Origin of the sequence: Bacillus sp. BR3(2024) (assembly GCF_039134555.1) — a bacterium.
Lineage (GTDB): Bacteria > Bacillota > Bacilli > Bacillales > Bacillaceae_G > Bacillus_A > Bacillus_A cereus.
The window spans coordinates 2,647,497-2,667,308 of sequence record NZ_CP152433.1; the positions used below are offsets into that span (position 1 = coordinate 2,647,497).

Sequence of the window (19,812 nt, forward strand, 5' to 3'; positions counted from 1 at the left end):
CGATGAATTTAAAACAGCTCGCTGGCGAATATGCTGCTAACTTTGTAAACGATGGCATGAAAATTGGGCTTGGTACAGGTTCTACTGTATATTGGACAATACAAAAATTAGGTGAGCGTGTAAAAGAAGGATTATCATTTCAAGCTGTACCAACATCAAAGGAAACTGAAGCATTAGCACAGCAACTAAATATCCCCCTAATTTCGTTAAACGACGTACAAAGTCTTGATCTTACAATTGATGGAGCGGATGAAATTGATTCAAATTTACAACTTATAAAAGGCGGTGGCGGTGCATTACTTCGTGAAAAAATCGTTGCCTCTTCCTCTAAAAAACTAATTATCATTGCTGATGAATCGAAACTTGTAACACATTTAGGTACTTTTCCATTACCTATTGAAATCATCCCTTTTTCATGGAAACAAACCGAAAATAAAATTCAGTCTTTAGGATGTCAAACAACATTACGTTTGAAAAACAATGAAACCTATATAACCGATAACAATAACATGATTATCGATTGTATATTCCCTAATCATATTTCTAATCCTGCCCATTTACACACTCAATTAAAAATGATTACTGGTGTAGTTGAAACAGGGTTATTTATAAGTATGACGAGTAAAGTAATTATTGGCGCTAAAAATGGGATAAAGGAATTGTAATAAAAGCTAACTTTTTAAAGTTGGCTTTTTAGTATGTTCTTCTCTTTATAGCGCTTTATTATGATATACTATGAAAACACAAGCTGATTACATTAGAAAGGACTGAACATTTTGCAATCCAAACTTATAACAGAACTTGCTGATTTAGAAACTGCCTTTCATATTCGAAAAGAAGTATTTGTAAAAGAACAAGGTGTCCCTTTTGCAGATGAATTTGATACATTCGATGAAATCGGAGAGCAATGTAAACATATTTTAGTTTATTATCATGAGCTTCCTGTAGGCACAGGGCGTATACGATTTGTTGATGGTGTCGGAAAATTAGAACGTATTTGTATTTTAAAAGATTATCGTACATACGGATTAGGTAAAGTCATCATTCAAACGTTAGAAGAACTTGCTCGTAACAAACAAGTTACAAAAGTGAAACTACACGGTCAAACACAAGCTGAAGGATTTTATACAAAACTAGGTTATCAGACTTCTTCTGATATATTTATGGAAGATGGCATTCCACATATACTTATGACGAAAGTATTATCATAATAAAAAGGTAGTGTATGAATCTTATGTATTCATACACTACCTTTTTTTATTAATAGAAAAGTGAATTCTCAAGATTCCCTTTTGCATCAAAGCCCATCATCTCTTAGTTCATACCTAAGTAAAGCTTACACTGTTTTCCATAATGATAATGCATAAATCCAGTTTGGATCACCATTTCCTTGATAACTCTGGACTGCTTCATATACTTTTCCTTCGTGCAGAACTCTATCTCCCTTTTTATATGCTTTTTTTGCATCCCACGCTTCATATGAAGCGTTTTCAGTTTTTGTAGTAATTGTGAATATATCACTCTGTACGGATTCATTTCCAGCTACATCAACAGCTTTCACTACATATTTATAAGTAGTATTAGCGAGCAGATTTTTATCCAAATAAGAAGTTGTATTGGATGTTGCAATCTTTTTCATTGCCCCTTCTGTTTCTCTATAAATATCATAATGGTCTACACCAATATTATCGTCAGATGGACTCCACATTAAATCCACACTTGACGCTGTCGTTCCCATACTATGTAATCCTTTTGGTTGTGTTGGTGCTTCTGTATCAGGAATCTCAACTGTTGTTTTTACTGTAAGCGCTGTACTTTCCTTCGATACATTGCCAGCTGCGTCAATTGCTTTTACAGTATAAGAGTATTCTGTGCTTGGTTGTAATTTCTTATCAATAAAATGAGTGCCTATTACTGTATCAATCATCTCTCCGTTACGGAAGATTTGATATCCTTTTACCCCTACATTATCCGTAGAAGCGTTCCATGTTAGTTCTACACTATTCGCTGTTACTTTTTGCGTCTGAAGTCCATTTGGAATACTTGGCGCTTCTATGTCTGGTTTCAAATCATTAATAAGATTAACATCAATTACATTATAGAATGCATTTGCTGTATCAGCTACATCCCATACTGCTAAAATCACATGATATCCACTACGATCAGTAGGTACATTGATTTTATGAGTTAAATTATTTGAAGCTGCAGAACCATCATGTTGTACTGTTCCAATTGGTTCAAAATCTGCTCTTGTTAGCGCTTTATTTGGATTCCATCCTTTTTTAGTAATATAGTAATGCCACTTACTCGTTAAGTGAGGCGCAGTATACTTCCAAGTAAATGTATTTTCCCCACCAGTGATTGTATTTTTAAACCAACGATTTGCTGTTTGTTGATCTAAAATACCACCAAATTTTCCGCCTGCTGAAGCAATTTGTCCATCTACTGGACCACCTTGTGGGAACCCTTTTGGAGCTTCTAAACTTTGTGGTTCATACATAACACTTCCACAGTTTACATTTAGCGCACCATAAGTTGGACTACATAAAGCAGATCGGCTACCAGGCTTTTCAACAAAACCGTGCGCATAAGCATTTTGAGGAATAAGTGTCGTACTAATAATTCCAGCTGTTAATGCTACAGCTCCTAAACTTTTTTTGTTCATTTTCATATTTTGTAGTTGTTTTAAAAATCGATTATTCATGTTCATGTCTCCTTCTTGTTATACTTTGTAGTGGAATGTGGGCTTTGATGTAAAAGAATAACAAGAGACAAACTTGTACCGATGTATGTGTTAATTATGCATACACCGCAGTGAAATTATATTTTTCTTGTGGAATATTTCACTTTATGAATATATCATGACATAGAAATTACCTGAGTATGTGCAGAAGTTGTGCAGAAACAGTGAAATTATTACTAACATGTAAAACTAAGTCCTAACATTTTAAAATAAAATTTGAATATATTTATCTATCATCTTTACTTCATAATTGACAATACATTTAACTAGTTAACTTTTATTCTTATACTTATATCTCTCAGTGCCTTAGTTTTAACCATACTAGATATTAAAAATAAGAATTATAAAGTTAAATAAAAAGCATCCTATTTAGATGCTTTTCTAATGTATAATTTCATTTTTTCACTGACCTACAAATATAAAAATTTCATCAACAGCTTCCTTATATCCACCTGATTTTTGGAAAGATTTCTTCAAATTCAAAGCAACTTCTTTAAATGACGGATTATTTAATACCATTTCTACACTTTCACTTAGTTGATCCGCAGTTAATCCTTGCATTTGTAATTTTATTCCTGCTCCAAGACTCTCCACTTGCTTTGCGACTACTGGCTGATCTGCACTTTGCGGTATTACAACGAGCGGAACCCCGTTATACAGTCCTTCATGCGCACTGTTCATCCCGCCGTGTGTAATAAATAGTTTCGTATATGTAAGCAGCTCAGTTTGGGGTACATAGTTTTTCACAATGAAGTTTTTAGGAATTTCGCCTAGATCACTTATTTTTGTTTTACTACCAATAGACATAACAATTGTATGCTCACTATTCTCAAAGGCCTTCATACACAGTTTATAAAAGTCAATCGCTTCATTAAAAACAGTACCTAATGAAATATAAATCGGACTTTTTTCTTCAATTGAAGTAAAATCAACGTCTCTGTTTTTCATTTGTGCAGAGATAGATGGTCCTACAAATTTATATATTTCATCAAACGTATCACCAAAAGGCTGGAACTCCTTAATTGTATATACAATAGTAAGGGGTGCAGGATTACAGAAAACTTCATACGATGATTTTATTTCAACACCATATTTTTCAGCAATTCCCTTCGTTAAGTTTTGAAAATCATTCTGTATTTTATCATAAATTTCTATTGGGATATTTTTTGATAGATGACCTAACATTTGCTCAAAGGATTTTTCATCCTGCGCAAAAGATGTGCATGAATTTATGGCTGGAAGTTTAAGGATTTGAGCAATTAAATGGCCACAGCCAAACATAGAATCATGAATTATGTAATCAAAATGTTCACCTTCAATTTGTTCTAAAACGCTAGGTATTACAATATCCGCTGTATGTAGAAGGCCATTTATTCTTTCCTGTAAATAATTTCTGCCTCCAGATAGAAACGCTTTTATAAATTTTTGATCATCAATCGTTCGTACAGTAGCACCTGTCTTCTCAATCCGCTCCCTGAAAGCTTCTATTGAAAAATAAACGACCTCTTCACCACGAGAAATCAATTCATCTACAACTTGTAAAGTTGGATTTATATGTCCTTCTGATCCAGCATTAATAAATAAAACACGCGCCATAATAAACACTCCTTACGTTAAATCATTTCTATGTTGGCAAGAGTACGGATTCTCTCCATACTCTTTTCCTAGCTGTTCGTATCATGTTCCTACTAAATTGACCTAGCGAGTCTAAAACCGAGATCATCTATATGAAATGTAGGATGGCTTCGACGACGACAAGTAGCGCCGCACCCTCTCGCTGTTTCAGCCCAACTACCACCACGAAAAATACGGTATGATCCGTACACTGTTTCATCATACAAATCATAACACCATTCCCAAACGTTCCCTAGCATATCATAAAGTCCCCATGCATTCGGTTCTTTTTGGCCAACGTCATGAATCTCTCCATTTGAATTTTCATTATACCACGCTATATCATGAAGTTTCCCGTATGTATATCCGGTTGTACTTGCTTTACATGCATATTGCCACTCCGCCTCAGATGGTAATCGGTAGCCATTTGAACCTAAATTACATTTCACAATTTGACCACCATCACTAATAGAATAATATTCTTTTAATCCCGCTTTTTTTGAAAGTACATTACAAAACGAAATGGCATCGTTCCATGAAATATTGACAACTGGTTTATGATTTTCATCAAAATTATTTAATGTACTATTTGTAATAGCATCATATAGTTCCATTGTTACAGCATACTTTGCAAGAAGAAATGGTTGAATTTGTACTAGCCATTCTTTTTTTATTCGATCATCTCTTAATACTACCTCTCCAGCTGGAATATTGACCATTAATGAATCGATTAGTTGAATTAAATCGTTAGTCATTTTCTATTCCTCCAAACGTTCATTTTATATGAACTTAAAGTCATATACTCATTACAAAATACAATTTTCAAAAAGCGTTAAATTTTTCATAATAAAAAACGATTAGTTTTATTAAACTAATCGGTAAGATTCACAAAGAATTTTTGTGTTACATTCTATAATTATATGTGCTCTAAAAATTTCCGAACCTCATTTGGAGATTTTAAAACAATAACCTTTTTCTCTTCCGGCAATTGCTCTAACCCTTTTAAAATTGTAGGTCGTTTAGCATTAGGATATTCCCATATCCATTTAAAGAATTGCAAATCAAATCTTTCTTCACATCCCGCGCCCATATCTGGTCTTGTTTTATTCCGGTATTTTACAATTCTTTTAAAAGCACGATAAATACAAATTGTTCTATGCATATCAATGTACTCTTTATTCTTGCATAAAACCTTCGCTACTTTTGGTTGCATTACAGTAGCTGTGACATGTTCATTTTGAAACCCAAACTTTGCAATTTCCAGTGCTTGTTCCATTTACAAATACCCCTTTTGCAATTCTTATTTCTTCCGAAAAATAACCTCACACAGTATTCCCACTCCAACACCAATTGTATATGCCACTAAATCACTCCACAAAAAACCATATCCCAACACAAGTCCACCTAAAGTCGTTGCACGAATGCTGTCTATCCAATTTACATGATACAATTGGCTCACTTCAATCCCATAGCAAAACATTAAACTAATAAAAGCCAACTTCTTCGTCTCTGTTTTAGGAAACAAAAATCCAAAGCCAGTAAAAATCATTAATGCCCATAAAGCATCACCTAAATAATCATTTAATAGATGTGGTAGTGCAAAAGCAAACTTTCTTGAGCTAAGACCTAAAATAATAATAACTATAGTAAATAGTGCATATACTACTCTATTTCGTTTCGTATTCATTTTAAAGTCCCCTAATATGTAATGTAAAACTGTAAATAGCTAGTAAAACAAAGTTATTTTACTAGCTATTTATTAGTTGCTTTAATGATAAGAAAATGTGGATTCGTATTTAGATAATAATATGATTTTTCGTCTACTTCTTTCATTTTTTCAATTGCCTTCGGTTCTACTATCTCTTCTAATACAAAATAATTTGTAGTTTCATTTAGTATGTCTTGTAATGATCTTCTAAAAAACTTGACTTCAATAGTAATATTCGGTTTAACCCAAGTATCTATTAATAACTGTTTTTCAAAATAATTTTCACATGGAAACTTTGTGAAATCCATAAAAGGATGATGAATAGAATAAATAAGTTCCCCACCTGGCTTCAATACACGACGAAATTCTTGAAATACTTGATTCCAATTTTCTAAGTAATGAAGAGTTAACGAACTTACAATCACATCATACGTATTATCTTCAAATGGCAATGTTTCTTGCAGATCATGACAAAGGAACGTTGCTTCTTCTCCTATATTTTCTTTTGCTGCTTTTACCATTTCAGGACTTACATCAATTGCTGTAACATTTGCTCCTCTTCCTATGAATTGAGAAGTATACCATCCAGCTGCACATCCAGCATCTAATATCTTTTTTCCTTCTAGTTCCTTTGGAATAAGCTCCATCATCGCCGGTCTTTCATAATAACTGTTATATGGATTTGCAAAATCTAGATTTTCTTTATATGTACTCGCTAATTTATCATACGTATCTTTAATCGAATCTTTCATTACACACACTCCTAATACATATTAATCCATTAACTCCTGCTGCTTTTTCTTTGAAAATGATTGTAGTACTAGATCATACGACCAATCAATCATTTTATTAATTTGCTCCTGCTCTATACCCTTATGAATATAAACGGTATTCCAATGTTTTTTATTCATATGATACCCTGGAATAATTGTTTCTGGATAATCTTCTCTTATTCTTAATGCGACTTCTGGATCACACTTCAATGTAATCGCAGCTTTTTCGCCTTCTTCATGATTTACTATCGCAAATATTTTATTATTAAGCCTCATACATGTTGCACTCCAGCCATCTGGAGAATCTTCTGTCGCTTTTCTTTTCGATAAACAGTACGCTCTTGTTGCATTCATTTTAATTGGCACCTCTTATTCTTCCCTGTTTGATTACGATGCATCACAATTTGCTTCGTTGCTTGAAATTGCTGCTCACCGTAAAACTTTATTAGCTTCTCACCGCAAAATAGACTAACAATATCAATATGAGATATTTCTCGAAGTAATATTGTAAGCATTTTCTCTCCAATACCTTTATTTCTTACACTCTCATGTACGACAACATCTTCAATGTATGCTCGAAAAACACCATCAGAAACGACTCTAGCAAATCCAACTAATTCATTTTCTTCCCATACTCCAATGCCTATACTATTCTTTAACATTTTTTCAATATCGACTTCTTTTCTTTCTGGCCACCAACCGACAGAATCATAAAGCTTCTTTATTTTTTCTGCACAGATTGGTTGTTCTTGTTGCAATTTATACGTGTACATATGCTTTCTCCCATCAACCAGTATACATAATACTATTATAATCTCTTTTCAAAAAAGTGCTGACTATGACCTTTCGGATGATCTTCAACGACACCATACTCCCTGTAACCGTGCTTTTTATAAAATTCTGGCGCTTGAAAACTAAATGAATCTAGCAATATTAATCTGCACTCTTTTCCCTTTGCAATTTCTTCAATTTTATGTAAAAGTTGGCTGCCATAACCGTCATGACGAACTGATTTATCAACCCATAAAAAGTCGATATGAAGATGATAAAAATACATCGTACCTGTTACACCACCAAATATTTTCCCTTCTTCATTTTTTACTACGAGGCTTACTTCTTCCATCGGCTGTTTTACTTCATCTGTTAAGATGGACATATTATATTGAATAACTTTATTTTTAATGTATTCTCCTTCAATACGTGTACCGTTCTCTATATGTTTCATATACATTGCTTCCTTTCAACTTAGTAAGCTACATTTTATTTTTCCCCTTTAAAATACTAATCAAAACGAATCCACCATATGTAACAAAGCATGAAAAGCCAATTATCCCTGGTACAGAGACATAGCCTACCCTTATGTAACTTATAACTGCAAAACAAGCGATAGACAATAAAATAGATGGCCAAAATATAACAGCTATTTTTCTTCGTCCTCGTTTCGATGTACTTTCTTTCTCTTCAGAAACACGTGTGCCAAAAAGCAATACAATACAAATAAGGATCGCTGCAAAGTAAATTGTATCTAATGACAAATTGTGATCATATAGTGCGATTCCAACTTCAAGAGCAATAATCGTTAAAATTAAAATAATGATTGTTGAAGTCTTTAAGTTTTTTTTCAATCGCTCACTCCTAGCATGCTTTCACTATATTCTTTGTATATGTACTTTAAAACTGCTGCAAAAGCTTCATCTATCTCTTTATTTTCACGTCGATTTGGTAAATCTTTTCCCCCCATCACATAAAGAAGCGGAAATTCGTTAAACATTCCTATAATACCAATATTTATTGTAGCTGTGAGTAATCCACCTGTCATATGAGCTAAATGATAATATGGAATTTCTTCATACTCTCCTTGCTGTCTTACCATGCCGCTAATAATTGGTTCCCATAATTCTGGTTCTGATTTATAACCTTGAAAGGTTTGTATGAAAAGGGCAAGAACTTCACTTAATTCTCCAACATTTTTCTCATCTCTAGCATTCTCTTGTATATAAATTTTTGAAAAGTGCGTTTGTGCGTACATTTTCACAGCATCCCATCCACCACAGTGCATTACAACTGACTGTGCAACGCAACTATCATGACAAGCAATCATTACCTCTACCGCTTGACTAAGTGTTAAAGAAGTTCTTCCTTGTAAATGCGGATATAACTGCGTACTATCTTCATGTGGATTAAATTTAATGTGATGAAGTATATCATTCCAATTATGTTTATTTTCCTTCACCATTTGCGTTACTACAAATCCAATGACTAATTTTGCTGCTGATGCTAACGGAATATTTAATTCATTATTATATGAAGCAACTATCCGATTATCTTTTGTAGAATAAATTGCCATTCCCACATAATTAGATTGTACCTCTTTTATTTTATTTATAACAGTTTCCATTTCCATCCCTCTTTTTATATCGTTATATTAACTTCTAATATTTCAACATTGAATGTAAAAAACCTTTTCATTAGCTATTAAAATAAGAAAAAGGTAGCATGAATTTTTTCTTGCTACCGAAAAATATTTATTCTTCTATAGGATTTTCAGGACCGTTAAGTTCCAGCTGATAAAAAGCTAAATCTAGCCATTTATTAAACTTATAACCAGCTTGTTTTATTGTTCCTGCATGAACAAATCCATATTTTTGATGCAAGGCAATACTTTTCTCATTCTCTGCATCAATTCCAGCAATTAAGGTCATATACTCTCTTTCCTTTGCAATTTCGATTAATGTTTTCATTAAAGACGTCCCAATCCCATTTTTTCTATAATCCTTATCAACATACACCGAATGCTCAATTGAATATTTATAAGCAGGCCAAGCTCTAAATGGTCCAAATGTCGCAAATCCTACTACTTTATTATCTAATTCGTATACGAAAATGGGATAACCGTCAGCCTTTTTTTGTTCATACCAATCTATTCTATTTTCAAGGGTTACAGGTTTATACGCATATACAGCTGTTGTATAAAGTATCGCATCGTTATAAATATCTAAAATGTATGCTAAATCTCTTTTCGTTGCTTCCCTTATCATTGTTTTCTTCCTTTCATCATGTTCATCTTATTTCACTATCTTTTTAATAGTTTTATTTTATCGAAATTTCCGATTTTTATCTACATACGAATACTAGCTTTTCGGAAACCATCAAATATATTTATTGCAGCAGATAACATATAAAAGAAAATTCCTCCCCCAATGAGCCACGTTTTAAACTCCTCTGGGGAAATAGTAAATGCATTTGCCAAATACGTAATAAATCCTGCGTTAAATACATGTGGATTTACTACAATTACAATGAATACTATCGTCCCAGCTACTTGAAGAACAGCATTCCCAATCGCTAATCTTTGAGTCCATTGTCCCTGCACCAATTTATAAAGGGATATACATATTTCAAAAACGATCATAATTACAACGATTGGCCAGTACTGCAATAAAACATCTTGATTAAAAGTTGGCGAAACAAACTTCAGTCCATTTGCCGTACCGTTATATACGCCAACAAGATGATTCGCATAAAAGTAAAGTGTAGCCCAAACTGCTGTCCACATTAAACCTGCAAAAACTTCAAACTTCGAGATTGCTTTTTTCTTTGGGATATACGAGATGTTTTTCAAATCATCTGGTGTCCATTTTTTTAAACTTGTCGTCAACGGCTCGATACCTTTGTCTTTATCTGTTCTTTCTAAAATAACAAACACAAGTGTCAACCAGAAAAATACATGGAGGCCCACTTCAAAAATTTCCCCAATGCCTTTACCTATCAATTGCAAAATAACATTTAATACCGCTTGATCACCACTATAGCCTATAAAATTTTCTGCAACCATTGATATGAGTGCAATGACAGCTGCGATTGGTATAATCATTTTTAACAACGTTGTATATACATCAAAATAACGTGGTCCAATTAAATGCATCGGTCTATCCAAATAACCATTAGCCAATGAAACCGGACTCCCCAATTTTTTGAGAACGCTCTTTACATCTTCCTCACTATAATCTTCAGGTAACATATCCGCTATAGTTGACCTTAGTTCAAGTGTAATATCTTCACGATTTTTTTCAGGTAATCTCTTCGCAACCTCTTGGATATAGAGATCAATTAAATTCATTCCCTTCCTCCTCCTTTAATAAGTTATAAAGTTCTTTCGAATCTTTTATCCATTCTTTTTTCAACTGCAAAAATATTTCTAATCCATAATCACTTAAAACATAATACTTACGAGGTCTACTCTCCGTTTTATCCCAACTACTCGTCACTAATTCCTGCTTTTCTAATCGGCGAAGTAGTGGATATAAAGTACTTTGATCAATTGTAACCCCTGATTGCTCCAATAACTGGACAAGTGAATATCCGTACTGCGGCGTTCTTAATTGACTTAAAACAGCTAACGTTAATGTCCCTCTTCTTAACTCAGTAATTAACGAGTTTAATAAAGTATCCATTCACTCACCTCATTTCCATTACTATATGTCATACAGTATGTGTTTTATACTATGTATCGTACAGTATTAGTGTGACAAAAACTATAATTTTTTACCAAAAACAGATAATGAAAAGCGTAAATTATATGATTTGTGCTTTTTTAGCTAAGTTATATATAACACTCTATAAGGTTACAACCTTAACTACTAATTTTGAAGTTCCAGTAATGCTATATTAAGTGACAACTATCGTATACATATGATGTGAACATAACATCTCACTATAGGAAGCTAATAAAACGGAAAATTATCATGGTTGAATGATTCCTGTATTATTCTTTAGGCACTGTTGATTTCACACCGTTTTCAGCACCTAATCAACGTTATTTCCTTCATAAACTTCATCTTGTTCAAAATCTTTATTTTTGTTTGGTTTATTAGAGAAAAAAAAACAATTAAATTAGGTTAATTGTTTTTCAAATGCAAAATCTTTATTTTTTTAAATAATCTATGATATTCGAAAAGACAAACTCTCCAAATGCAAGTGGTATATAAATAAACCATAACTTTAATATTGCCTTTGTTTCTTTGTGATCAGAATCCCCCATTAAAACCAACACTATCCTTTTTCTTCAAATATTTTCTTTTTAATTCCAATAACAAGAAAATCATACCATTTATTAATGTTATAGTCTATTTTTTCTAAAAATTAAATAAATAAAATTCTTGTATTCCCTCAATATTCAGATAAGCATACTAATTTTTTTACGTTTCATCTTCAAATTCAATAATGAGTCCTGTTAGAACCGCTACATTACCAATCGATTGGATCCCGTGACCAATAAAATCCACCTTAAATTCTTCCCACTCTAACTGCTCTTTTGTGATTCATCGTCACATTATGATGAATCACTCATACATTATCTAGAAGTTAAAAACCCTAATTCACTTTTCTCTTAAAGAGCACAATTCAAATGTGCTCTTTTTAAGTCCGTTCGAATAAAATTCAAAATCCTACTGATAAACAAAAAAATCTCGTTTTTCAATAGGATTCATTAGCTATATATGGCGAACTCCATCGCCTATTACTAAAGTCGAACTGATTTAAGTAATATAAATTCCCCTTTTTCTTTAGAAAATGGAACAACCTCTACAATCGCCTCAACATTAATTACTCCGTAAACATGCGGATATTCTTGACCGTTAGAAGCAAGTTCATATTTTACTTCTGCTTTTAATAGAGCTGGATCAATTGTAAGTAATAAAACATCTTCTTCATGCTTGAAATATTTTTCTGCAACTTTTAAAGCTTGATCTACTAATGAACAATGAATAAATCCCTCTTCTATAAGGGAAGCTTCATTAATTTCTCCAATTATTTTTGCGATTTCCCAATTACTTTTCGTAATTACTTTTGTAATCATAGTAACTCTCCCTTTTTAATTTATGTAATGATATAATAACACTAAATTTTCAACACGTGCTTAATAGATTGGGGACTTATAATGGATAAACCTCTCACTGCATTACAAACTATTATTATACATATGAATACAACTGAGCATTGGCATGATTTTATTTGTTACTGTCAGCATCGCGAAGCGGGACTTCGAAAATTAGCTTTTAAACATTTAGAGACATTTATTACAGATGCAAAGAAATGGGAATCCAAAGATCAAGAAGAGTTTTCCATTTCGCTGTTTACTATTTTAGATGCATTAAACGAAAAAGATGGGATCTTAACTTTCTCACTAAATAGTTTTCTAATTGACATTCTATATAGATGGACAGAAAACACCCCATTTGATTCAAGACCTTTTAGATGGATAGGAATTTATATGGACTCTAGCAATAAAGAAGACGATTTAGAAAAATCCCTTCGAAAAGCGATTGAATTAGGTGGTGATACCGAACAAGAAGCCATGATATACCTAGTTTCTAATTACATCAATACTTTAGAATTTGGTACACATGAATTCCCTTCAGATTATTGCGGAAATTTAAGCGAATGTATAGAAAAACTTCCCTATATGCTGCAATTAATTGATAGAATTCAGAATAAGAACATAAAGGAGCAAAACATTGGGCAAATACAAGAACAACTACACTTAATTCTAGATTGGTTAAAACATACACAAATTCCAGTAGATGCTGTTCGTATATGGGAAAAAGAACAAACTAAGGAATTAGAAAAAAGCATCGTATATCATTTAAACAACAGCTCAAGTCGTTAATTCATCGTGTACAGAGATAATAAAGTTGTTTAAAAAACGCCAGTCATGTTATTCAACAATCGGGCTATATAACGGAATAAATCCTTGTAAAAATTAAAAATATTTGAAATAATCGTCATTAAGTTGAAGTAGAGCGATTGCAGAAAAAGGTGATACGACTTTTTCTTACTTAATAATTGCACGATAGTTAAAAAATTCAACTAATTATATTCCGAAAGGGTGTGTGTAGTATCTTATCAACTAATGTTTTTACTTATAAATCTAAGGATGGAAAAACAATAATAATTAGAGAAGCTAAAGAACGGGATGCAGAAAGAATACTAGATTCTGCTTCAAAAGCTTTAATAAACGCTCCATACATGCTAAGTACGGTTGAGGATGTAAAAAAGGTGCGTATCGATGCTATTCAAAAAACGTTAAAAGCTTATCATGAAAATCCAAATTATGTACAGTTTATTGCTGAAGTTGATGGTAAGTTAGTCGGTACAATAGATTTTAAGAACGGAAACAAAGAAAAAATTAGTCATCAAGGGGCTTTTGCGATGACCATACTACCCGAATATCGAAATTATGGTATTGGAAGAGCTCTTCTAGAAACGTTAATCAATTGGGCTAAAAATAACAGTAAGATTGAAAAAGTTTGTCTTGAGGTAATGGAAGATAATCTAGGTGCAATCCAGTTATATAAGAATCTAGGCTTCTTTGAAGAGGATAGAAAAGCAAAGGGTGTAAAATTGGATGATAACTACCAAAATTTAATATTAATGGCTTTATTCGTTTAAAATTGAACATTAATTTCAATATAAAAAGAGGATCTTCATGGTCATCTCCCTGTTAAGTAGACAGTAATAGAAATCCTCTTTTTATATTTATCCCACATTAGCTTGCAGTAAAACTCCCCACTGATTATAGTTTTACTTTATTTTAATCCTTTAATTAAAGGTGACGCTTCCCCACTATGGAAAATCCATAAGTCATGAAGTGATCTCGTACATCCGACATATAGTAACTTTGCATCATGTTTTGTGTTTTTGTAGTGTTCTTCATCCACATCAATTAAAAGCACCGCATCAAATTCTAAACCTTTCGCTAAATAGACAGGTACTACTGATATACCACCTTCATATTTACTTTGGTTTGCTTCAATTACGTTTACCGTTAATCCTGCATTTGTTAATTTCACATATATATCACGACATTCATCTTCTGTTCTTCCGATTACCGCAATTGTTTTCACATCTGCATTTTGCAAATGTTTTACCGTCTTCACAATTTCAGTAAATTGATTTTCTGCATGAATTACTTTCACATCTTCTCCACTGCGGAAGACTGGTGTTGCGAGTCCTACTGGGATTTCTGCATTTTTAATTATTTCATTTGCAAATTCAATAATTTCTTTTGTAGAACGATAACTTCTTGTCAATTCATAATAACCGGTTTCTTGGAATACTTCCTTAAAAGCATTCCAATCTTCAATTCCTTGGTAATCATAAATCGCTTGCGATAAATCACCTAATATAGTGAAAGAATTACCTAATGTAATTTCTTTTAATACATAAACTTGGAAAGGCGAAAAATCTTGCGCTTCATCAATAACAACGTGATGAAACTTCTGCCCGATTTCGATCCCTGTTATACGATGATGTATGTATATTAAAGCTGGTAAATCTTCTACACACACTTCTTTTTTACGACAACTCTTTTCTGTTTCTTTAACAAGTTCTTCAGGTAATACCTCAAGTATTTCTTTACTTTTTACTATTGAACTATACAGTGAAAGAGCACTCATTTTCGGCCAAAACTTCATATATGCGTTCAGTCTCTTAGTCGCTTCTTTTTTTAGTAATTTTTTCTCGTTTGTTTCCCCGAATTTTTTAAGTTCAATTTCAATCCAGCGCTTCATTCGTCCTACTAATCGTTCTCTTCTTTTCTGTAAAGGATAATGTTTATATTCAACTTTCATCCATTTTTTTACATCTTCTAATGGAATAATCGCTCTATCCCACGCCTCAAAATCTTTTGTCGGAACTAACTCATTTTCAAATTGGATCATTCTCTCTTCAATAAACGTCTTAAATTCCAACGTACCCTTTAATTTACCTAGCATTACCTTCTTTTCATCACGATTAATTGAAAATGCTTCTTTCAATTTTTTTTCTGTCTGCTTTAGTTTCACTGAATCATCTAACGTACGTAATGCCCAATCTGGAAACGTTGTTTGACTAATATTCCCTACACCTAATTCAGGAAGTACACTCGAAATATAGTCTAAAAACAGACTATTCGGTGCAAATACGATCATTCTTTCTGCTTCTAGTTGTTCACGATATTCATAAATTAAAAAAGCAAGGCGATGTAAAGCAATTGTTGTCTTTCCACTCCCTGCAACCCCTTGAATAAGTAATGGTAAATTTCTTTCCGCTCGAATAATATCATTTTGTTCCGATTGAATCGTTGAAACAATATCCTTTAGCTTATTATCTTTATTCTCACCTAATCGATATAGAAGAAAATCATCGGCATGTGATACATCTTCATTTCCTTTTAGATATGTATCAACAACACGTTCAAGTTCTCTTTTTCGAATGGAAATGTTTCGTTTTAAATACACATCACCTTCTACTAACCCATCTGGTGATTGATAAAATGCTAATTCTTCTCCACCGGTAAATGAATAAAACATACTTGCGACAGGCGCTCGCCAATCAATAATGATTGGCTTCATCGTGTCCATATCCGAAACCCCTACTTTTCCGATATAAATCGGCATAACTTCTTCTTTTCCATCTTCCTGAAAATCTAACCTTCCAAAGTACGGCTCTTGCACACCAATACGTAAGTTTTGTCTATTAGACTCCCTCATACTTTCAAGAATTTGCTCTTTAAAATCTTCTCCATAATAAACCGGGATTTTTTCAAGCCTATCCAATTGCTCATCCATCGTATGTAAAGTATCCTTCATTTTTTGTAACTCATCTTCAAATATGTTGCTCATTTCGACGATTCCCTCCTGTCCGTTCTAATTTTTCAGTCGAAGTATCATTGTATTAAAAATCCAATCATAAAGTCAATAGTTTCCATTTAAATTTTCCGAAAAAACTTACTTTTCATCTTTCTAATTTAAAAAGAATATGCAACATCTAAATCACACACATACACATATAGTATAGTGATGCATGTAAAAGATACTTCTTTCTATTTGTCTCCTATTTAATTTATCTATTAAAAAACATTGTAAAAATTAAAGACTTTAATCAATGGGCGTTTTACTGCCCATAAATAGTAGGATAAATAAAAGTAAAGGAGGCTCTTCAAATGAATATTTTGAATCTATCTCAAGATTAAATATGCTTCTATCTGGCTGTATCCTTATGGTTTGTTGGTCAATTATGTATGTTGAAATATATAGACTTACAAAATCCGTCTGGCCATGTGTTATCATGCATGCGATCGAGGATGCTGTTCCTACTGTTTTAGTTACAATAACAGGGATTATTACTCTTACAAACAGTAGTGATTTTTGGTTAAATCCTACTAGCGGGGTCGCTGCTACTGTTTTATTTCTCGGAATTGGAACCGTACTAAGAACTATAAGAATAAAAAGAGAACGACAATTATTCACACAATAAAAAGCAGATAATGAATTCGTCATTATCTGCTTTCCAATTTTTAAAACTACCTTATTATATTTTTTGATACATAAGCCAGTCACCAGAGTCTATCACTTTCTTTAACATCTTTTTATCCTGAGCGATATACACATATGCCTCAATTTCCCCATCAGCAACATATACTGTTTGCGTGATTCGATCATATAAATCAGTCTCCGCATTGCCTCTATATTCTTCTAGTTCATCTAACTTACACAATATCTCATCATTTACTACATAAACTTCTCCATACACCTGTTCTTCAATCGAATAAGTCATGGCCGGATATCCTTCGTTCGTATCAAATAATTTTCCATATGTCCAAGCTCTGTCTGCGATACATGTTGCACCTAGCATATAATGAGCATTCGTTTGTCCTCTTCTTAACGTGCCATAAACGAAAACATGATACATAAATTCTTATCCCCTTTATATGCCTCTACTTTCTTATTTGTAAATAAGCACGAATCATAAAGTAACTCACTTCATTCGGAAGCTGTTCTTTAATAGATTTCAGACCACCATCTGCATTTTGAACGGCAGTTTCAATAAGAGATTCATACTCTGCTGGAACAAAGCTGTGCCAATCTACTTCCATTCCATCCTCATAGCAGCGAATTAAATGGTTTTCGATTGTTTGTCTTGATAAGTTACGTTCTTTTGCAATCTCATTCAAATCAATACCTTGTTTATACATTTCATACGTTTCTAAATGAGAATTTGCGGACGCTTTTCCTGACTTTTTACGCTCTGAAACTACTTCTGTCTTAATCGTTTCAGCATAATTTGGATTTTCCTCAATAAAATGCTGAACTGCTTGTAAGAAGTGCGAACCATATTTCACAAGTTTGTGTTCTCCGATACCTTTTACCGTCAACAATTCGGAATCACTTTGCGGCATTTTCACACACATATCTTTTAATGTTTGGTCAGAGAAAATAACGAACGGAGGTACACCTTCTCCTTGTGCAATTTCTTTACGTACTTCACGAAGCACTTCAAATAAAGGATGGTCTTGAACAATTTGTCTTGTCTCTACTCGTTCTTTTCGTAAAACATTCTCTTTACCAAGTAATACTTCTTTCCCTTTTTCAGTTACTTTTAACGTCGGATAAGTGCCATGTTCAACTGCAATTAACTCGTCTGAAATTAAAAACTCGATAAACTCACTGACCTCTTTTACACTACGGTTCGATAAAAGCCCATACGTTGGTAAAGTATGAAAATTAAATTCAATAACTTTCTTATTCTTCGACCCAGTTAATACTTGCGCTATCATTTGCTTTCCAAAGCGTTGGTTCGTTCTAATCATGCATGATAAAACCATTTGTGATTCCCTTGTCACATCGATGCTCTCGCGATTGTCTGTACAATTACCACAGCGTCCACAATCTTCTTTCGGTTCTTCTCCAAAGTATTGCAAAATGAATGATTGTAAACATTGTTCTGTATGACAGTAATCGGTCATATTTTGCAATTTTTCAAGTTCATTTGAAAAACGTGATTCTCCAGTTGATTGATCAATTAAAAAACGCTGTACTTGTACATCTTGAGAAGAATATAACAATATACATGTACTATCTAATCCGTCACGACCAGCACGTCCTGCTTCTTGATAGTAACTTTCCATATTTTTTGGAAGCTGATAATGAATTACGTAACGAATATTCGATTTATCAATACCCATCCCGAATGCAGATGTTGCTACCATTACACTTACTTCATCTCGTAAAAAGAGTTCTTGTTGCTCATTTCGATCAATATCACTCATACCAGCGTGATATTTTGATACAGAAACTCCTGCCTTCATTAAATCTTCATATAACTGATCGACTACTTTTCTAGTAGCTGCATATATAATCCCAGATTCCTTTTGATTTTGACGAATATAATCCGCCAAATATGCATTTCGATCTTGCCCTTTAATAACAGAAAACGATAAGTTCTCACGCTCAAACGTTGTCATAATTGTATTTTCTTGATTAATTTCAAGTGTATTACAAATATCATCACGTACTTGCGGTGTTGCTGTTGCTGTTAATGCTAATACAAGCGGCTTTTCTGGAAGATAATTTAATATGCGATGTATATGTAAATAACTTGGACGAAAATCATGTCCCCACTGTGAAATACAGTGTGCTTCATCAATCGCAATCATAGGGATTTTCATATCGATAAGTTGGTCAACAAACTCCATCGAATCAAGACGCTCAGGCGCGACATAAAGTAATTTGTAATGTCCTTGTTTCGCTAATTGAATTCGCTGATTTGCTTCAGCAATAGAAATAGAACTATTAATATATGTAGCTGAAATGCCATTCTGTACCAATGTATCTACTTGATCCTTCATAAGTGATATTAAAGGTGATATAACCAACGTCGTTCCTTCAAATACTAATGCCGGAATTTGATAACAAATCGACTTACCGCCACCCGTTGGCATAATACAAACCGTATCTTTCCCATCTAATACGTTTTTAATTGTTTCAACTTGTCCTCTTCGAAACGAAGAATAACCAAAGTAGGACGCTAAAAGTTCTTGTGCTTTAGTAAACAAAAAAGAGTCACCTGCTTTTCTTTATCTTTCATCTACTTCTATTATATCAATCACTTATGCGACTTGAAAGGGATGATTAGATGCTTATTGTTTTTTCATT

The 19,812-nt window shown here is 33.1% G+C and carries 21 protein-coding genes and 2 pseudogenes; 5 read left to right on the plus strand and 18 right to left on the minus strand.

What is annotated here, in order from left to right; translation table 11 throughout:
* The first annotated feature begins 2 nt into the window (after positions 1-2).
* Both rpiA and V7S45_RS13680 read left to right on the plus strand, forming a co-directional pair.
* The gene (gene rpiA, locus V7S45_RS13675) at positions 3-665 is read left to right on the plus strand and encodes a ribose 5-phosphate isomerase A (RefSeq protein ID WP_001049991.1); all 663 of its coding nucleotides are present in this window, start codon (positions 3-5) and stop codon (positions 663-665) included.
* Positions 666-776: 111 nt separating this feature from the next.
* A complete protein-coding gene (locus V7S45_RS13680) occupies positions 777-1,211 on the plus strand; it encodes a GNAT family N-acetyltransferase (protein WP_025687605.1) in 435 nt (144 codons plus the stop codon).
* A 125-nt stretch (positions 1,212-1,336) separates the two neighbouring features.
* On the opposite strand, the gene V7S45_RS13685 is transcribed toward V7S45_RS13680, so the two are convergent.
* The 15 genes and pseudogenes from V7S45_RS13685 to V7S45_RS13755 form a co-directional block, all read right to left on the minus strand.
* Positions 1,337-2,704 carry a lytic polysaccharide monooxygenase gene (locus V7S45_RS13685; RefSeq protein ID WP_025687606.1) on the minus strand — a complete coding sequence of 456 codons (1,368 nt, stop codon included), beginning with the start codon at positions 2,702-2,704 and terminating at the stop codon, positions 1,337-1,339.
* 441 nt (positions 2,705-3,145) lie between these two features.
* Positions 3,146-4,339 carry a macrolide family glycosyltransferase gene (locus tag V7S45_RS13690; RefSeq protein ID WP_342761392.1) on the minus strand — a complete coding sequence of 398 codons (1,194 nt, stop codon included), beginning with the start codon at positions 4,337-4,339 and terminating at the stop codon, positions 3,146-3,148.
* A 92-nt stretch (positions 4,340-4,431) separates the two neighbouring features.
* Complete coding sequence (locus V7S45_RS13695; RefSeq protein ID WP_048538310.1) at positions 4,432-5,112, minus strand: SUMF1/EgtB/PvdO family nonheme iron enzyme; 681 nt, start codon at positions 5,110-5,112, stop codon at positions 4,432-4,434.
* Between the two features lie 161 nt (positions 5,113-5,273).
* Positions 5,274-5,528 (minus strand): annotated as a pseudogene (locus tag V7S45_RS13700) (hypothetical protein); the annotation flags it as partial.
* A gap of 129 nt (positions 5,529-5,657) precedes the next feature.
* Complete coding sequence (locus tag V7S45_RS13705; RefSeq protein ID WP_025689370.1) at positions 5,658-6,044, minus strand: DUF2809 domain-containing protein; 387 nt, start codon at positions 6,042-6,044, stop codon at positions 5,658-5,660.
* A gap of 65 nt (positions 6,045-6,109) precedes the next feature.
* A complete protein-coding gene (locus tag V7S45_RS13710) occupies positions 6,110-6,817 on the minus strand; it encodes a class I SAM-dependent methyltransferase (RefSeq protein WP_025689368.1) in 708 nt (235 codons plus the stop codon).
* A 21-nt stretch (positions 6,818-6,838) separates the two neighbouring features.
* Positions 6,839-7,192, minus strand: coding sequence for an MmcQ/YjbR family DNA-binding protein (locus tag V7S45_RS13715; protein ID WP_000994622.1), 354 nt, complete (start codon positions 7,190-7,192; stop codon positions 6,839-6,841).
* A complete protein-coding gene (locus V7S45_RS13720; RefSeq protein WP_089607539.1) occupies positions 7,189-7,611 on the minus strand; it encodes a GNAT family N-acetyltransferase in 423 nt (140 codons plus the stop codon). The genes V7S45_RS13715 and V7S45_RS13720 overlap by 4 nt, the downstream gene beginning before the upstream one ends.
* Positions 7,612-7,646: 35 nt before the next feature.
* Positions 7,647-8,063 carry a GNAT family N-acetyltransferase gene (locus tag V7S45_RS13725; RefSeq protein WP_025689365.1) on the minus strand — a complete coding sequence of 139 codons (417 nt, stop codon included), beginning with the start codon at positions 8,061-8,063 and terminating at the stop codon, positions 7,647-7,649.
* Positions 8,064-8,091: 28 nt separating this feature from the next.
* Positions 8,092-8,463, minus strand: a complete 372-nt coding sequence (locus V7S45_RS13730) for a hypothetical protein (RefSeq protein ID WP_000739873.1) — start codon at positions 8,461-8,463, stop codon at positions 8,092-8,094.
* Positions 8,460-9,236, minus strand: coding sequence for a serine hydrolase (locus tag V7S45_RS13735; RefSeq protein WP_025689362.1), 777 nt, complete (start codon positions 9,234-9,236; stop codon positions 8,460-8,462). The genes V7S45_RS13730 and V7S45_RS13735 overlap by 4 nt, the downstream gene beginning before the upstream one ends.
* Before the next feature lie 127 nt (positions 9,237-9,363).
* Positions 9,364-9,876: a GNAT family N-acetyltransferase gene (locus V7S45_RS13740; protein WP_025689361.1), complete on the minus strand. Its 513-nt coding sequence runs from the start codon at positions 9,874-9,876 to the stop codon at positions 9,364-9,366.
* An 80-nt stretch (positions 9,877-9,956) separates the two neighbouring features.
* Entirely contained in the window at positions 9,957-10,958 is a 1,002-nt protein-coding gene (locus V7S45_RS13745) for a hypothetical protein (protein WP_342761393.1), read from the minus strand.
* Positions 10,945-11,292, minus strand: coding sequence for a PadR family transcriptional regulator (locus V7S45_RS13750; RefSeq protein WP_000380302.1), 348 nt, complete (start codon positions 11,290-11,292; stop codon positions 10,945-10,947). Before V7S45_RS13750 ends, V7S45_RS13745 begins: the two co-directional genes overlap by 14 nt.
* A 1,067-nt stretch (positions 11,293-12,359) precedes the next feature.
* Complete coding sequence (locus tag V7S45_RS13755; RefSeq protein WP_016122662.1) at positions 12,360-12,695, minus strand: DUF952 domain-containing protein; 336 nt, start codon at positions 12,693-12,695, stop codon at positions 12,360-12,362.
* An 81-nt stretch (positions 12,696-12,776) separates the two neighbouring features.
* Here V7S45_RS13755 and V7S45_RS13760 point away from each other — a divergent pair, with 81 nt between their 5' ends.
* Positions 12,777-13,505 carry a hypothetical protein gene (locus tag V7S45_RS13760; protein WP_025689355.1) on the plus strand — a complete coding sequence of 243 codons (729 nt, stop codon included), beginning with the start codon at positions 12,777-12,779 and terminating at the stop codon, positions 13,503-13,505.
* A 221-nt stretch (positions 13,506-13,726) separates the two neighbouring features.
* Entirely contained in the window at positions 13,727-14,287 is a 561-nt protein-coding gene (locus V7S45_RS13765; RefSeq protein ID WP_342761394.1) for a GNAT family N-acetyltransferase, read from the plus strand.
* A gap of 137 nt (positions 14,288-14,424) precedes the next feature.
* Here the strand turns inward: V7S45_RS13765 and V7S45_RS13770 are convergent, their stop codons facing one another.
* Positions 14,425-16,500, minus strand: coding sequence for a UvrD-helicase domain-containing protein (locus V7S45_RS13770; RefSeq protein ID WP_342761395.1), 2,076 nt, complete (start codon positions 16,498-16,500; stop codon positions 14,425-14,427).
* Between the two features lie 319 nt (positions 16,501-16,819).
* On the opposite strand from V7S45_RS13770, the pseudogene V7S45_RS13775 reads away from it, so the two are divergent.
* Positions 16,820-17,134, plus strand: a pseudogene (locus tag V7S45_RS13775) (CPBP family intramembrane glutamate endopeptidase); the annotation flags it as partial.
* Between the two features lie 54 nt (positions 17,135-17,188).
* Here V7S45_RS13775 and V7S45_RS13780 read toward each other — a convergent pair.
* Positions 17,189-17,569, minus strand: coding sequence for a gamma-glutamylcyclotransferase family protein (locus tag V7S45_RS13780; RefSeq protein ID WP_000274907.1), 381 nt, complete (start codon positions 17,567-17,569; stop codon positions 17,189-17,191).
* A 25-nt stretch (positions 17,570-17,594) separates the two neighbouring features.
* Positions 17,595-19,712, minus strand: coding sequence for a DNA helicase RecQ (gene recQ / locus V7S45_RS13785; RefSeq protein WP_342761396.1), 2,118 nt, complete (start codon positions 19,710-19,712; stop codon positions 17,595-17,597).
* Positions 19,713-19,812 lie beyond the last annotated feature (100 nt).

What these genes read in the sequence shown, in the direction of transcription:
- V7S45_RS13740 (WP_025689361.1), bottom strand. Translation starts at nt 9,876, where the DNA reads ATGATAAGGGAAGCAACGAAAAGAGATTTAGCATACATTTTAGATATT.
- V7S45_RS13715 (WP_000994622.1), bottom strand. Translation starts at nt 7,192, where the DNA reads ATGAATGCAACAAGAGCGTACTGTTTATCGAAAAGAAAAGCGACAGAA.
- rpiA (WP_001049991.1), top strand. Translation starts at nt 3, where the DNA reads ATGAATTTAAAACAGCTCGCTGGCGAATATGCTGCTAACTTTGTAAAC.
- V7S45_RS13685 (WP_025687606.1), bottom strand. Translation starts at nt 2,704, where the DNA reads ATGAATAATCGATTTTTAAAACAACTACAAAATATGAAAATGAACAAA.
- V7S45_RS13705 (WP_025689370.1), bottom strand. Translation starts at nt 6,044, where the DNA reads ATGAATACGAAACGAAATAGAGTAGTATATGCACTATTTACTATAGTT.
- V7S45_RS13725 (WP_025689365.1), bottom strand. Translation starts at nt 8,063, where the DNA reads ATGAAACATATAGAGAACGGTACACGTATTGAAGGAGAATACATTAAA.
- V7S45_RS13710 (WP_025689368.1), bottom strand. Translation starts at nt 6,817, where the DNA reads ATGAAAGATTCGATTAAAGATACGTATGATAAATTAGCGAGTACATAT.
- V7S45_RS13780 (WP_000274907.1), bottom strand. Translation starts at nt 17,569, where the DNA reads ATGTATCATGTTTTCGTTTATGGCACGTTAAGAAGAGGACAAACGAAT.
- V7S45_RS13745 (WP_342761393.1), bottom strand. Translation starts at nt 10,958, where the DNA reads ATGAATTTAATTGATCTCTATATCCAAGAGGTTGCGAAGAGATTACCT.
- V7S45_RS13720 (WP_089607539.1), bottom strand. Translation starts at nt 7,611, where the DNA reads ATGTACACGTATAAATTGCAACAAGAACAACCAATCTGTGCAGAAAAA.
- V7S45_RS13755 (WP_016122662.1), bottom strand. Translation starts at nt 12,695, where the DNA reads ATGATTACAAAAGTAATTACGAAAAGTAATTGGGAAATCGCAAAAATA.
- V7S45_RS13760 (WP_025689355.1), top strand. Translation starts at nt 12,777, where the DNA reads ATGGATAAACCTCTCACTGCATTACAAACTATTATTATACATATGAAT.
- V7S45_RS13690 (WP_342761392.1), bottom strand. Translation starts at nt 4,339, where the DNA reads ATGGCGCGTGTTTTATTTATTAATGCTGGATCAGAAGGACATATAAAT.
- V7S45_RS13735 (WP_025689362.1), bottom strand. Translation starts at nt 9,236, where the DNA reads ATGGAAACTGTTATAAATAAAATAAAAGAGGTACAATCTAATTATGTG.
- V7S45_RS13750 (WP_000380302.1), bottom strand. Translation starts at nt 11,292, where the DNA reads ATGGATACTTTATTAAACTCGTTAATTACTGAGTTAAGAAGAGGGACA.
- V7S45_RS13695 (WP_048538310.1), bottom strand. Translation starts at nt 5,112, where the DNA reads ATGACTAACGATTTAATTCAACTAATCGATTCATTAATGGTCAATATT.
- V7S45_RS13770 (WP_342761395.1), bottom strand. Translation starts at nt 16,500, where the DNA reads ATGAGCAACATATTTGAAGATGAGTTACAAAAAATGAAGGATACTTTA.